Annotated in this window: 12 protein-coding genes; 2 read left to right on the top strand and 10 right to left on the bottom strand. The window is 66.3% G+C overall.

The genetic code is table 11. The features are described from left to right. Positions 1 to 7 precede the first annotated feature (7 nt). Positions 8 to 1234, bottom strand: a complete 1227-nt coding sequence (locus tag WG901_RS04380) for an acyl-CoA dehydrogenase family protein (RefSeq protein WP_339585787.1) — start codon at positions 1232 to 1234, stop codon at positions 8 to 10. Beyond that, positions 1231 to 2349 carry an acyl-CoA dehydrogenase family protein gene (locus WG901_RS04375; RefSeq protein WP_339585786.1) on the bottom strand — a complete coding sequence of 373 codons (1119 nt, stop codon included), beginning with the start codon at positions 2347 to 2349 and terminating at the stop codon, positions 1231 to 1233. The genes WG901_RS04380 and WG901_RS04375 overlap by 4 nt, the downstream gene beginning before the upstream one ends. A 103-nt stretch (positions 2350 to 2452) precedes the next feature. Between WG901_RS04375 and WG901_RS04370 the strand changes: the two genes are divergently transcribed. Together WG901_RS04370 and WG901_RS04365 are read left to right on the top strand one after the other, a co-directional pair. Further along, positions 2453 to 3310 carry an amidohydrolase family protein gene (locus tag WG901_RS04370; protein WP_339585785.1) on the top strand — a complete coding sequence of 286 codons (858 nt, stop codon included), beginning with the start codon at positions 2453 to 2455 and terminating at the stop codon, positions 3308 to 3310. Between the two features lie 338 nt (positions 3311 to 3648). Next, positions 3649 to 4818, top strand: coding sequence for an epoxide hydrolase family protein (locus WG901_RS04365; protein ID WP_339585784.1), 1170 nt, complete (start codon positions 3649 to 3651; stop codon positions 4816 to 4818). Positions 4819 to 5147: 329 nt separating this feature from the next. Here WG901_RS04365 and WG901_RS04360 read toward each other — a convergent pair whose 3' ends face one another. The 8 genes from WG901_RS04360 to WG901_RS04325 all read right to left on the bottom strand — a co-directional run bounded on the left by WG901_RS04360 (position 5148) and on the right by WG901_RS04325 (position 13811). Beyond that, positions 5148 to 5552, bottom strand: a complete 405-nt coding sequence (locus WG901_RS04360) for a hypothetical protein (RefSeq protein ID WP_339585783.1) — start codon at positions 5550 to 5552, stop codon at positions 5148 to 5150. Beyond that, complete coding sequence (locus WG901_RS04355) at positions 5549 to 6565, bottom strand: phosphotransferase family protein (protein ID WP_339585782.1); 1017 nt, start codon at positions 6563 to 6565, stop codon at positions 5549 to 5551. Before WG901_RS04355 ends, WG901_RS04360 begins: the two co-directional genes overlap by 4 nt. Before the next feature lie 110 nt (positions 6566 to 6675). Continuing rightward, a complete protein-coding gene (locus tag WG901_RS04350) occupies positions 6676 to 7422 on the bottom strand; it encodes a TetR/AcrR family transcriptional regulator (RefSeq protein ID WP_339585781.1) in 747 nt (248 codons plus the stop codon). 139 nt (positions 7423 to 7561) lie between these two features. After that, the gene (locus tag WG901_RS04345; RefSeq protein WP_339585780.1) at positions 7562 to 9589 is read right to left on the bottom strand and encodes an oxidoreductase; all 2028 of its coding nucleotides are present in this window, start codon (positions 9587 to 9589) and stop codon (positions 7562 to 7564) included. 22 nt (positions 9590 to 9611) lie between these two features. Next, a complete protein-coding gene (locus tag WG901_RS04340) occupies positions 9612 to 10400 on the bottom strand; it encodes an SDR family NAD(P)-dependent oxidoreductase (RefSeq protein ID WP_339585779.1) in 789 nt (262 codons plus the stop codon). Between the two features lie 2 nt (positions 10401 to 10402). Then, positions 10403 to 11539 carry a thiolase family protein gene (locus WG901_RS04335; protein ID WP_339585778.1) on the bottom strand — a complete coding sequence of 379 codons (1137 nt, stop codon included), beginning with the start codon at positions 11537 to 11539 and terminating at the stop codon, positions 10403 to 10405. Continuing rightward, positions 11536 to 11967 carry a Zn-ribbon domain-containing OB-fold protein gene (locus tag WG901_RS04330; RefSeq protein WP_339585777.1) on the bottom strand — a complete coding sequence of 144 codons (432 nt, stop codon included), beginning with the start codon at positions 11965 to 11967 and terminating at the stop codon, positions 11536 to 11538. The genes WG901_RS04335 and WG901_RS04330 overlap by 4 nt, the downstream gene beginning before the upstream one ends. A gap of 149 nt (positions 11968 to 12116) precedes the next feature. Further along, positions 12117 to 13811, bottom strand: a complete 1695-nt coding sequence (locus WG901_RS04325; protein WP_339585776.1) for an FAD-binding protein — start codon at positions 13809 to 13811, stop codon at positions 12117 to 12119. Positions 13812 to 13828 lie beyond the last annotated feature (17 nt).

The following is a 13828-nucleotide window of genomic DNA, read 5'->3' as shown; positions in this document are numbered from 1 at the left end:
GCTCGGGTCACCGCCCGTTGGGAATCTCGCGGAACGGTACGTTCTTGTCGACGCGCACGTCGCCCGGCAGGCCGAGCACGCGTTCGGCGATGATGTTCTTCATGATCTCGTCGGTGCCGCCGCCCAGGCGCAGGCCCGGTGCCCAGAGGAAACGATGCTGGAACGCGCCGTTCAGCAGCGCCTCGTCGGGGTCGTCCATCAGCCCGGCGTGGTCGAGAATGTCGAGCGCCTTGTCGGTCAGGGTCTGCGCGAGGTTCGACCAGAGCAGCTTGCCGGCCGAGCCCTCAGGGCCCGGCGCCGTGCCCTTCGACAGCGAGGTCAACGTGCGGAAGGACAGCAAGCGGATCGCCTCGGCATCGACGTAGACATCGGCCAGCCATTCGCGGAAGGCCGGGTCCTCCAGCGCCGTGCCGTCCCACGAGGCGACCTGCCCCGCGAGCTTCATCACGTCGCGCCAGTTGAGGCCCGTGCCCGAGCCCAGCGCGGCGCGCTCGTTCATCAGGGTCGAGATGATGACCTTCCACCCGCCGCCGAGCTCGCCGACCCGCTGGCTGTCGGGCAGGCGCACGTCGGTGAGGAAGACCTCGTTGAGCTCGTTGTCGCCCGACATCATGCGGATCGGCCGGACCTCGACGCCCGGCGTCTTCATGTCGAGCCAGAACACGGTGAGGCCTTTGTGCTTGGGCACGTCGGGATCGGTGCGCGCGACGAGCATGCCGTAGTCGGCGATCTGCGCGCCGCTGTTCCACACCTTCTGGCCGTTGATCACCCATTCGTCGCCGTCGCGGACGGCGGCACAGCGCACGCCGGCTGAATCCGATCCGCTCGCCGGTTCGGAGAACAGCTGGCACCAGATCTCCTCGCCGCGCACCGCCGGGGGAATGCGCGCGCGCGAGGCCTCGTCCTTGTTGTGCTCCATCAGCGCGGGCAGCAGCATGTGCAGCCCGGTCATGAAATAGGTGAACTGCAGGCCGGCGCGGTTCTCTTCCTGGTTGAAGATCGCCTCCTCGATCGCGCTGCCGCCCGCGCCGCCCTGTTCCTTGGGCCAGGACAGGCAGGCATAGCCGGCCTGGGCCTTGGTCGCCTGCCACTGGCGCGCGACTTCCTTGTGCGCGGGGTGCCAGTTGCGGCGTTCCTCGGGCGAGAGCCGGCTCAGGTCGGGCGCATTGGCGGCGATCCAGGTGCGGACCGTGGCACGGTAAGCCGCCTCTTCAGGGGTGTCGTCGAAGTTCATGCCGCGGACTCCAGGGCCAGCTTGTGTTCGAGCCGGTCGGCGACACGGCGCTTCCAGTCGCGCGGTGCGCCGAGGATCAACCCGAGGTGTCGCGCGCGGCGGTAGAAGAAGTGGCAGTCGGCCTCCCAGGTGAAGCCGATGCCGCCATGGGTCTGGATGTTCTCGCGCGCGGCCAACAGATAGGCGGCCGAGCCTGCAACGCGCGCCGCGGCCGCGGCCAGCGGCAGTTCGGGCGCATCGGTCGAGAGCGCCCAGGCGCCGTAATAGGCATTGGCCCGCGCGACCTCGTTGCGCACGAAGACGTCGGCCAGCTTATGCTTGATCGCCTGGTACGAGCCGATCGGCCGGCCGAAGGCATAGCGTTCGAGCGCATAGTCGCGCGCCATCTCGAGGCAGCGGTCGGCCCCGCCGAGCTGCTCGAAGGCGAGGAGCACGGCAGCGCGATCCTGGACCTGTGCCAGCAGATCGAGACCACCGGTAAGCGGCTCTGCCGGCGCCTCGCGGAATACGATCTCGGCCGCACCGCGCGTGGGGTCGATCGTCGAGACCAGGCGGCGTTCGACGCCGGCGCCGGTCAGGTCGACGAGGTAAAGGCCCGGGCCGTCGTCCGACGTGGCGAGGACCACGGCGCGATCGGCCGCGAGACCGTCGGTAACAGGCAGCTTGGTCCCGGTCAGCACGCCATTGGCAAAGCGCGTGGCGATCCGCTCGGGCACGAGCACGCCCGGCCCTTCGGACACCGCGAGGGTGCCGATCAGCGCGCCTCTGGCGACCTGCGGCAGCAGTTCTGCCTTCTGCGTGCCCGAACCTCCGAGCAGCAGGGCCTCGGCGAAGAGGTAGACGGTCGAGGCGAAAGGCACCGGCGCCACCGCGCGGCCCAGTTCCTCGGCCAGCGCACAGAGCTCGACATAGCCCATGCCGATGCCGCCGAATTCCTCGGGAATAGCCGCGCCGCACCAGCCCTGCTCGCCGATCCGCTGCCACAGCGCGTGATCGTAACCCGCATGGGGGTTCTCCAGCGCCGCGCGCACCACGCTCAGCGGCGAGACGGCAGACAGGAAGCGGCGCGCTTCGTCCTTCAAAGCTTTCTGATCGTCGGTATAGTCGAAATTCACGCGTCCATTCTCCCGGCGGCACCTCGGCTTTACAATACTCCACGCCTGTTGCAATACCGCTCGAGAAACTACGACCCCGAAGATACCAGAGGAAGCCCGAACTGTGCCACGTCCCCGCGATATTCCCGTGATCGACACGCTGATCGGCTTCCGCGACACGCACCAGATGGACGTCGCATCGCTGCGCACGGAATGGAAGACCCACCCCGCCGAATACATGTTCAAGGTCATTCCCGACGAGATCGGCCAGGGTGATGACCGCCTCGCCTCGATCGCCGAGACCCTCGCGCAGATGGACGAGCACAACGTCCGCGTCGGAGTCATCCACATGTCCGACGATCGTGCCGAGGAAGCGCTGCGCCGCCACGCCGACCGCTTCGTCGCGATCCGCCCGGTCGATCCCAACAAGGGCATGGACGCGGTCCGCCTGATCCAGCGCGAATACGACGCCGGCCTGCTGCGCGGCGTCTCGTTCTTCCCCTCGGGCCAGAACCCGCCGGTGCCGATCAACGACAAGAAGGCCTATCCGATCTACGCCAAGTGCATCGAGCTGGACCTGCCGATCTTCATCAACGTCGGCGTGCCCGGCCCGCGCGTGCCGATGATGCCGCAATGGGTCGGCCACCTCGACGAAGTCGCCTACGACCTGCCCGAGCTCAAGGTCGTCATGCGCCACGGTGCCGAGCCCGAGGAGGACCTGGCGGTAAAGCTTTTGCTGAAATGGCCGAACCTCTATTACTCGACCAGCGCTTTCGCGCCGAAATACTGGCCCGAGGCGATCATCAAGTTCGCCAACTCGCGTGGCGCCGATAAGGTGCTCTACGGCGGCTACTTCCCGATGGGGCTCGAACTCTCGCGCATCTTCGCCGAGATGGACGCGGTGCCGTTCAAGGACGAGGTCTGGGGGAAGTTTCTCTACGACAATGCGGCCAAGCTGTTGAAGCTGCCAGCGCGGGGGTAAGGCCGGCGGGGGCGTCGCGGAAACCGGGCTGCCGGAATTTGGTCGTGGCCAGCCGATTTAAGGCCTCGCCTATTGCCCCAAACCCGATCGACCTGAGCTTGTCGAAGGTCCCTGGCGCGGCTCCGTCGCTTGTCATCCTCGAAAGCGGGGGTGACGGATGTCTGCCTTTTCAGCTGGCTGCAATGTCGGGTTAGTGGCTTGGAAGCGTGCCTCATTTGGCTAGCCAGACATCCCATCGCGGCCGTCGTCATGGGATTGACCCCAGGCCCGCAGCAGCTATCGTAGGTTTCGTATTTGAAGATATATTTTCTATATATAGAATAAAATGGAGAAGAGCCTTGGCCGAGGAAGCTGTCCAACCGTTCCGCTGCGACGTGCCGGACGAGGTCATCGCCGACCTTCATGACCGCCTCGATCGCACCCGTTGGCCCGACCAGCTTCCCGATGCCGACTGGGACTATGGAACCGAACTCAGCTTCCTCCGCGCGCTCTGCGATCACTGGCGACACGACTTCGATTGGCGCGCGGCAGAAGCGCGGTTCAACGCCTTCCCGCAGTTCATGACCGAGATCGACGGGGAGCAAGTCCACTTCTACCACATTCGCTCTCCCGAGCCCGACGCGGTGCCGCTCATCATCACACATGGCTATCCGGGGTCCGTCGCCGAGTTCCTCGACATCCTGGGGCCCTTGACCGATCCGGTGGCGTACGGCGGCAATCGGCGCGACGCCTTCCATGTGGTCGCACCGTCCATTCCGGGCTACGGCTTCTCCGGCCCGACCCGTCAGCGCGGCTTCAACATCGCCAGGGCCGCGAAGGTCAACCTGCGGCTGATGGAGCGCCTCGGCTATGACCGTTATATCGCCCAGGGCGGCGATTGGGGCTCGGGAATCTCGACCGCAATGGCGGCGATGCAGCCCGAACGGCTGATCGCCTTGCACCTCAATTTCATCGTCGGCTTCCCCGCGGATCCCGCCAACCCGCTTGAAGGTCTGACCGAGAAAGAGAAGGCCGCGGTCGCCTGGAAGGAGAACTACGATCTCCACGAGCACGGCTACCGCATCATTCAGTCCACCAAGCCGCAATCGCTGGCCTATGGCCTGACGGACTCGCCGGTGGGTCTGGCCGCCTGGGTGGTGGAGAAGTTCAAGACCTGGAGCGATTGCGGGGGCAATGTCGAAACCTCGTTCTCCAAGGACCAGCTCCTCGAGAACATCATGCTCTACTGGGTGACGGGAACGATCAACTCGGCGATGCGCCTCTATTACGAAGGCAACGGTCCCGGGCGGGCGCCTAGTCAGCTCGCCAAGGTGAATGTGCCCACCGGTTATGCCTTCTTTCCGGCAGAGATCCGTCCTACCCCGCGCGCCTGGGCGAACCAGATCTACACCAACATCGTGCGCTGGACCGAGATGCCCAAGGGCGGACATTTTGCCGCCTTCGAGCAGCCGACGGCCTTCGTCGATGAGCTTCGCGCTTTCGTCAGGGAATTCCGATCAGGCCGCTGACGAAGCCCGAGACCAGCACGATCCCGGAGCAGGGGAGTTTTCGAGGTTCAAAGGGGCCTTCAGAGCGACCGAACGATCGTTCGCTCCGCGGTGCTTGGGACAGCCTGCGGGCCTGCGGGTGCTTTCCTACAACAACGCTTTAAGCGCAGTCTGCGCTGGCTCTGTCCCATTGTCGGCATCGCGGTGTTTTACGGATGGCTGCACCATCCTGCGCGCCTATCTGCGGTACAAAGTGACACGTTTGCCGCAAGCTGAAATCCTCTGGACCGTGTCAACTGTATCAACTTCGCCCGAAAAACCATGTCTTTTCAGCTTCCGCCCGAAACGTCCTAGCCCCGCGGCGCGCGCGCCATTTCGAAGTCGCGTAGGGCGCGCCAGATCGCCTGGTCGAGCGCGCGCGCTTCGGCTCCGTCCTCGGCCTCGACCCTGGCGTGAAGCTCGACCAGCAGCGCCCGCAGGCGGCCGTTCTCGGCATCCAATTCGCTGATCTTCAGCCCCGGATCCTGCGAGGCCGCGGCCTCGCTTAGCCCACCCTGCCCCAGCAGCTCACGGATTCGCGCATTCTCGGCGACACGGATCGCCGCGGCATCGTCGCCGGCGCGACCAACGATCGCGATCAGCGACTGCGCCATGCGCGCGGCATCGGCGGCGAAAGCGTCGGTCAACTGTGGCGCGACCTGATCGCGCAATGCATCGATCACGCCTTCGAGCACGATCTCACCGGTGAGCTTCATCCCATGACTCCCAGGCGTTCCATCCGTTCGAGCATTTCCTTGCGGTGGAAATGGTTGGCGCGCAGCGCGGTCAGCGCGACGATCATCTCGCGGCTCGTGCCGTCCTGGAAGCTTGCCTCAGCCGTGGTCCAGAGCCCGCAGGCCTTGACCGTGGCGAAGAGCCGCCACCAGTCGAGCGCCGCGCGGTCGAGCGTCAGGCCGCTCTCCTCCTCCCAGAGCGCGAATCCCTCGTCGAGTGGCAGGTGCTTCTCGACCGACCACATCGGATTGAGCGCCCAGGCGACGTCCTCAAGCGGATCGCCGACGTGGCACATCTCCCAGTCGAGCACCGCGCTGATCGAGCCGTCGGGCACGAACAGGAAGTTGCCGCAGCGGTAGTCGCCGTGGACGATGGCGGGCTTGGCGGCCGCGGGTGGCGGATTCCGCCGTAGCCAGCGGATAACACCGCGCACGATCGGTTCGACCGCGGCCTCGCCGGCGTCGAGCGTCGCTTCCCAATGATCGAGCTCGCGCTGCCAGTAGGCGCCGTCGGCCTCGCCATTGCGCAGGTCGGTCAGCCCGAGCGCGCGATGGTCCTGAGCGGCCAAGGTGCCGAGATGCCGCCAGAAATTGCGGCCAACGGTCTCGCCCTGGCCCTCGTAGGGATCGCTCGAATGGAAGAAATGGCCGGGCTTGCCGGGCATCATGTCCATGACGAAGAACGGTCGATCGAGCCATTCGGACCCGAGCTCGAGCCAGTGGGCGGTCGGGACCGGCACGCCACGCCCGGCGAGCGCCGAATAGACATTGAATTCGATATCGCGCTCGGCGTTGACCAGTCCGGCCGCGGGCGCGCGGCGAAGGATCAGACGGCGGTCCTCGGCACGGCCGCCGGCCTGCCAGCGAGCGCGAAAGCGGAAGGTTTCCTGGCTGGAGCCGCCGTGAATGCGTGCGAGATCGTCGATGCGGACATCGCTTGCCTCGGGCATGCGGTGCCCGAGATAGTCGGCAATGCGCGATTCCAGCGTGGTCATTCCTCGTCCCGGTTCGATGCTTGGTCTTTCGACGCGTTCTAGCCGGGATGGCCGGTCGAGGGCAGTTCAAACGCCCCCGACCGGTTATATCGTGGTCACGATCAAGACGGTCACGCCTTCTTCTTGGCCGCCTTCTTGTCCGCGTCCTTGGCGGGCTTCTTGCCCTCGGCGCCGCCGAAGCGGCCCTTGATGAACAGTTCGATCTTGGCCTCGATATCGGCCTCGGTCGGCGTGGCATTGGCCCAACCGAAGTAGATCATGACCGTGCGCTGGCCGAGCATCAGGTCGATGAACAGCTCGGCCGACTGGTCGTGATCGCCCTCGGGGATCAGGCCATTCTCGGCGAGCTGGCGGAACAGCTGCGCGACGTTGCGCGTGAAGCGCGAGAAGATCGCGGTGGCGACCGAGCTCATCAGCTCGGGGAAGCGCGCGGACTCGGCGATCATCAGGCGCATCAGCTCGATCGAGCGCTCGCGCAGCGCGACCTGCGACGAATACTGCGCCGCCTTGCGCAGCGCCGAGACGAGATCATCGCCCGTCTCGAACTCGGGCTTGTCGATCTTGGCCGTGTCGCGCGCGAAGATCACCTCCTGGAAGATGGCCTCCTTGTCACCGAAGTGCTGGTAGAGCGTGCGCGTGGCGACACCGGCCACCTTGGCGATGTCGAGCAGCGTCGTCGCCGCATAGCCGCGGTTGACGAACATGTCGGTCGCGACTTCCATGACCTTGAGCTTGCGCCGCTCGAGTTCGTCGGCGGTCGGGCGTCCCGCGCGGTTACGCTTGCGCTTGGGCGGCGCCTTGGCGCGCGCGGAAACGGCAGAAGCCTTCTTCGAAGTCGGGGCGACCTTGTCCAACATTCTACCTCGCTAACGGCGGAAAAACGGGCTCGCGCACGGAATAATGCAACGCGAGGGCGCGCAAATGGTCAATTTTCGTCCGCGAGACAAGCCCTCTTTCCGCATCTTTTCACCGATTGCATTGCATTCCCTCAGTCGATCATATCCGCCGGGCGAGATATGCGCTTTCGTGTATCGCATTGCCGTAGGAACGCGGGGTCCGCGCATCGCCGACCACCTGAACTTCGATCCCCGAACCGAGCAGTGCGCGCGACAGCGGATCGTACGCCACGCGTCCCGGCGCGACGATCAGGTGCGCGGCCGCGATCGTCTCGCTGCGGCCGTCGCCGTGGCGAACCGCGACCGAGCCGTCACCGACTTCGGCCAGTTCGACCTCGGTCTCGGGCGCAAGGCCCGCCTGCGCGGCCCAGAGCATGACGTAGCGCGCGCGCGAACCGATATAGGCGGCGGGCGCGAACTTGGCGCGCGGATCGAGCAAACGAACCTGCCGCCCAGAGCGCGCGAGGTCGAGCGCGAGCTCGATGCCCTCGGCCCCGCCCCAGACCACGATCGGCCCGTCTTGCAGGGTGTCGATGCCTTCGCTCAGCACGCGATCGATCGTACGCGCGAAACCGCTGTCGAGCGCCGAGCCGAGGCCCGAGACCTCGGGCAGCGCCGCCCTGGCGCCTGTCGCGACGACGACCACGTCGGGTTTCTCGGCAAGCACGCGCTCGACCGTCAGTTTTTCGCCGAGCCGCACGTCGACGCCGCGCTTGGCGATCATCGTGCGGTGCCAGTCGGGCTGGTAGGCGATCTGCTCGACGTTGCGCAGCGTGCGGTAATTGCCGGCCCAGTTCATCACACCGCCGAGCCGGTCGGACTTCTCGTAGACGGTGACCTTGTGGCCGATCTCGTGCGCGGTCAGCGCATATTCGAGCCCGCCCGAGCCGCCGCCGGCGATCAATACCCGCTTGGGCCGGTTGGTCGGCACCAGGCGGTACTCGCGGTCGCGGCCGAAGGCGGCGTTTTGCGCCGAACCGGCGACGCCTTTGCCGAAGATGTTGCCCTGGAGCAGCGAGGCGCCGGTACGGGTCGACTTGCGGATCTCGTCCTCGCGGCCTTCGGCGATCTTGCGCGGGAAGTCAGGATCGTCGAGCGACTGGCGGCACGAGGCGTAGAAGTCGGCGGCGTCCTCGGCGACCATCTCGCGCATCTGGTCGGGCGTGTTGACGTTGCAAGAGCCCATCAGCGGCATGTCGATGCCGCGCGCCTTGAGGCCCTCGCGCGTGCGCTGGATATAGGGCAGCGCCACGAGGTTGGGCACGTAGAAGCCACCGCCGATGATCTCGCCCGAATTGACCTCGGGGTCGCGGCTCTTGGCGGGCAGCATCGAGCCGAAGGTACAGTCGAGCGCGTCGATGCCCAGCGCGTGGAGGCGCGGCGCATATTCGTCGAGGAAGTAGTCGAGATCGTAACCGCCGACGAAGTTCTCGTCGCAGACCAGCCGCGGGATCAGCGGGAAGTCCTTGCCGCAGAGCTCCTGCGTGCGCTGGATGATCTGCTCGCAGAACAGGAAGCGGTCGGCATATTCGTCGTTGCGGCCGGTGTTCTCGAGCAGCGACAGGGTTACGTGCGGCAGCGAGCCGTGGCAGAAGTGGAACGAGACGTAGTCGTAACCCGCCTCCTTCGAGCGCCGCGCGGCCTGGGCATAGTCCTCGACCAGGTCACGATAGACCTCGGTCGGGACGACGCCGGGCTGCTGGTTGCCGATCGGGTACTTGCCCGTCGGCCCCCAGGCGACCGTGCCGGGGATCCAGCCCTTGCCCGGCTCGAGCGGGAAGGTCGCGCCGACGCCGGGGATCAGGCCGCCGTAGAACAGCTGGATGCCCGCGAGCGCGTTGTTGTGGTGGATCACCTCGACCAGCTCGCGCTGACCGATGATGTAGGTGTCGTCGTAGAAGCCGAGCATGCGCTCGTTGATCAGCCCGTCCCAACGCACGCAGGTCGCGCCGACGCAGACCGCGCCGTAGCCGCCCGCCGCCAGGGCCTCATAGGCGCCTACGGCCTGGCGGGTAACGTAGCCCCGGTCGTCGGACATGTTCATCGTTGTCGGCGCGTGGACGATGCGGTTCTTGAAGGTCAGGCCGCGGGTCTGGAATGGCTGCAGCAGGGGATCTGTGGCGGTCACGAAAGGTCCTCTTACGCGCGGGTTATGCACCTTGAGCGCGGTCTACGGAGATGATGGAGCCCGAGACGAAGCCGGCCCGGTCGGAAGCGAGGAACAGCACCATGTTGGCGATCTCCTCGGGTTGTGCAGGACGGCCGGCGGCGAAGACGGCCAGCGTCTTGTCGCGGCCGCCCAGCTTGTCGTCGAACTGGTCGTAGACGGCCTGGGCCATCGCCGTGTCGGTGAAGCCCGGCAGCACGGCGTTGACGCGGATGTCGCCGCCCGCGCGCATGCATTCGAGCGCGGCGCTGCGCGTGAAGTGCGCGATTGCCGCCTTGCTCGCGCCGTAGGAGGCCATCGCCGGATTGCCCTTGAGCGATGCGGTCGACGAGATGTTGACAATCGCGCCCTTGCCGGCGGGCCGCATGAAGCGCAGCGCCATGGCCATGCCGAACAGCGAGCCGTCGACGTTGACCGCGAAAGCCTCGCGATAGGTCTTGCTCATGCCCTCCTCGACCCGGTCGAAGCGCGCGACACCGGCGCTGTTCACCAACACGTCGATCCTGTCCCAGGTCTCGGCGATCCAGTCGCCGAGCGCAGTCCAGGCGGTTTCGTCGATCACGTCGAGCGCGCGGGCCATAGCCGCGCCGCCGTCGCCGCGGATCAGGTCGGCAGTCTCGGCTGCGCCTGCCTCATTGAAGTCGAGCACCAGCACCGTCGCACCCGCCGCGGCCAGCGCGCGCGCCGAAGCCCGGCCGATGCCCGAAGCGCCGCCGGTGACGAGCGCGATCCGGCCCGAGAGGTCGATCCAGCCTTCCGCCAGTCCGCTCATGATCAGGCCTTTTCGAGAATGTGGACGCCGGCCGCGGCGCCGAAGCCGAGCACGTGCGACAGGCCGATCTTCGCCCCCGCGACCTGCCGCTCGCCGACCTCGCCGCGCAACTGCTCGACGACCTCGACCATGTTGGCGACGCCGGTCGCGCCGATCGGATGGCCCTTCGACAGCAGACCGCCCGAGACGTTCACGGGAATGCGGCCGCCCAGCGCAGTATCGCCGCTGTCGATCAGCCGCCCCGCCTCACCCTCCGCGCAGAGGCCGAGGTTCTCGTAGTGGAGGATTTCAGCCGTAGCGAAACAGTCGTGGAGCTCGACGAGATCGAGGTCCTGCGGGCCGAGCCCGGCCATCTCGTAGGCCTTGGCTGCGGCAAGCTGCGTCACCGAATTGCAGTCGAACATCACCGGATTGCGGGGCTCGTAGGGATCGGAGACGAGCATCGAGGCACGCACGCGCACCGCACGGCTCATGCCCAGTTCGCGCGCCTTCTTCTCAGAGACCAGCACCAGCGCGGCTGCGCCGTCGACATTGGCCGAGCACATCAGCTTGGTCAGCGGCCAGGCGATCATCTCGCTGGCCAGCACTTCCTCAAGCGGGGTCTCCTTGCGGTAGGCCGCTTTGGGATTCATCGTCGCGTGGTGGTGGTTCTTGACCGCGACCTGGGCGAACTGCTCGAGCGTCGTGCCATAGGCCGCAGCGTGGACCATGCCGGCCTCGGCGAAGACAGCGGGCATCGATTCCGAACCGAACAGGCCTTCGGGCGGCGGTCCCTCGAACGGCGCGCCGCCGAGCATGCCGCGCGGGTTCTTTTCCGAACCGACGGCCAACACGGCATCGTAGATCCCGCTCTTGATGCCGATGAAAGCCTCGCGCACAGCGGTCGCACCCGAGGCGCAAGCGTTCGAGACGTTGATGCATGGTACACCGGTCTGGCCGATCTCCTTGAGCACCTTCTGCCCGAGCATCGACTGCGCGTTGAAGCACGACGAGGCATAGACCGCGCCGATGTCCTTGATCGACAGGCCGGCATCGTCGAGCGCGCCGAGCGACGCCTCGGCGCCGAGCTGGTAGTAGGTCCGGTCCGGATAGCGGCCGAAGGCGATCATCTCGGCGCCGACGATATAGACGTCGCTCATGCCTGGTTCTCCCGAGGCTGGAAGTGGAAGCCGACGTAGGGCACGCCTTCCTTGTCGCGCGCGCCGCCGGCATCGTCGAAGACCAGTGCGACCGGCAGGCCGTGGCGCAGATTCTCCACGTCCACGCCGTGCAGAGTGCCCTTGAGCGTGAGCCCGTCATCGAGATCGACGATCGCCGAGACGAAAGGCACGGCCACGCCCGGATAGGAGCGGTGGACCACTGACCAGGTGTGCAGATGCCCGGTCTCGGCCGCGCGGAATTCGGCGGGCGGCGTCCGGCTCGCGCAGGCGCGGCAGGCCAGGGTCCGTTCGGTAAAAGCGGCGCCGCACGCATCGCAGCGGAAGCCGGCGATCGATGCGCGGGCATCACTGCCGATACGGATCACCGTGTTGCCGGGTTTGGGGGCCACCAGGCCGTCCGTGGTCAAGCCATCTCTCCTCAATTCCCCGCCATCCTTAGCGTCGGAGGCACCCGCGAGTAAAGAATGAATAAGGTCTATTGCAATATGTGATCGCGGGTGCGGAAATTCGGACCCTGTCGGGCGCCATCCTCCCGCAGGAGGACGGCGCCAGCGGATCAGGCGATGTTGCTGGCGTTGGCCGCATGCTTCGCGGCGATCCAGCCGAAGACGAAGCTCGGCCCCACGCTCGATCCCGCGCCCGGATAGATCCGGCCCATGACCGAAGCCGTCGAGATGCCCGTGGCATAGAGCCCCGGGATCACCGAACCGTCGTCCCGCAGCACGCGGGCGTTCTCGTCGGTGACGACGCCGCCGTAGGTCCCGACGTCGCCCGGCACCACGGGTGCGGCGTAGAACGGCCCGGTCTCGATCGGACCCAAGGTATGCGAACCGTCCTTGCGGTGGAAATTGCCCAGGAAGTTGTCGTAGGCGCGATTGCCGCGGCCGAACTCGCCGTCCACCCCCGCGCGCGCGTCGGCGTTGAATCTGTCGACCGTCTGGCGCAGGATATTCCGGTCGACGCCGATCAGGTCGGCCAGTTCCTCGATCGTGTCTGCCTGCTTGAAGAAGCCGCTTTCGAGCCAGGCCTTGGGCGGCGTGCCGCCGTGATAGTCGTTCCGCCCCTTCTGGTCGCCGATCCACCACGAGTGCACCGCGGGCACGACCTTGTCGCGCTTGAGCATGTTCTGGCAGAACTCCATGTAGGAGCCGCCTTCGTTCATGTAACGGACGCCCGACTGGTCGACGACGATCGAATGCGGCTTGGCATAATGTGTCTGACCGCCGGCGAGCTCGCCCAGCGCGACGCCGTTGCCCTGGTTCTCCTTGCCTGGCGGGATCGACATCTGGTTGCCGACCATCTCTTCCATCTGGCCGAGCGCGGCGCCGATCTTCTGCATCTCGAGGATCATCTCGCCCGTGCTGCCCGGCGTCGCTGCGGTCCATTTGGCGGAAGTGCCGGGCTGGTACTTGTCGCGCATTTCCTGGTTGTGGCTGAAGCCGCCGGCGTTCACCAAGACGCCCAGGTTCGCGCCGACGCGCCAGGGCTTGCCGTTCTTCTCGGTGACCACGCCTTTTACCGCGCCGCTCTCGTCGCGGATGAAGCTGCTGACCTTGCTGTCGACGCGCAGATCGACGCCGGCCTTGAGGCTGGCCTGCAGCATACGCCCCTGCAGCGCGCCGCCAGCGGTGACCCAGCGCTTGCCGGTGAGCTTGGCCAGGATCATGCGCATGCCGACCTTGAGCAGGTCGCGCTTGCCCTGCCACGAATGCTTGGCGAGGCCGATCTCGAAGCCTTCGAACAGACGGGCCGGCGTGTTACCCAGGAAGTTGGGCTCCAGCTTGTCGCGCCAGGGGCCGAGTTCGTTGGAATTGAACAGGTCGGCGATGACCGTGCGCCCGGGCACCGAGCCGCCGGGGCGATCGTCGTAGTAATCGGGCCACCACGGTGCGCGGCCCAGCTTGATGCCGTTGTCGACCAGGAAATCGACCATCTTGGGTCCCTCGGTGACATAGGCGCTGCGCTTGGCGGGAGTCGTGCCCGGCGCATCGAGCGACTGGCCGGCGGTCGCTTCCATATAGGCCATCGACTTCTCGTAGGAATCCTCGACCCCGTCTTCCTTCATGAAGCGGTTGTTCGGGATCCACATCACCCCGCCCGAGCGTGATGTCGTGCCGCCGATGCGCGGCATCTTCTCGAGCACGACCACGCTCTTGCCCAGCGAGCGCATGAGCAGCGCCGAGACCATCGAACCGCCGCCGCTGCCCACCGAGACGAAGTCGAACACTTCGTCGAAAGCCTGTTCGGTCATCTGCAATCCCTCCCGTT

Origin of the sequence: Novosphingobium anseongense (assembly GCF_037482895.1) — a bacterium.
GTDB classification, from domain to species: domain Bacteria; phylum Pseudomonadota; class Alphaproteobacteria; order Sphingomonadales; family Sphingomonadaceae; genus Novosphingobium; species Novosphingobium anseongense.
The sequence above is the reverse complement of the archived record's forward strand: the minus strand, read 5'-3'. Positions and strand labels throughout refer to the sequence as shown.

Bases quoted from the DNA above. Each gene is read 5' to 3' on its own strand.
- WG901_RS04340 (WP_339585779.1), bottom strand. From the start codon at position 10,400: ATGAGCGGACTGGCGGAAGGCTGGATCGACCTCTCGGGCCGGATCGCG.
- WG901_RS04325 (WP_339585776.1), bottom strand. From the start codon at position 13,811: ATGACCGAACAGGCTTTCGACGAAGTGTTCGACTTCGTCTCGGTGGGC.
- WG901_RS04380 (WP_339585787.1), bottom strand. From the start codon at position 1,234: ATGAACTTCGACGACACCCCTGAAGAGGCGGCTTACCGTGCCACGGTC.
- WG901_RS04355 (WP_339585782.1), bottom strand. From the start codon at position 6,565: ATGACCACGCTGGAATCGCGCATTGCCGACTATCTCGGGCACCGCATG.
- WG901_RS04335 (WP_339585778.1), bottom strand. From the start codon at position 11,539: ATGAGCGACGTCTATATCGTCGGCGCCGAGATGATCGCCTTCGGCCGC.
- WG901_RS04360 (WP_339585783.1), bottom strand. From the start codon at position 5,552: ATGAAGCTCACCGGTGAGATCGTGCTCGAAGGCGTGATCGATGCATTG.
- WG901_RS04350 (WP_339585781.1), bottom strand. From the start codon at position 7,422: ATGTTGGACAAGGTCGCCCCGACTTCGAAGAAGGCTTCTGCCGTTTCC.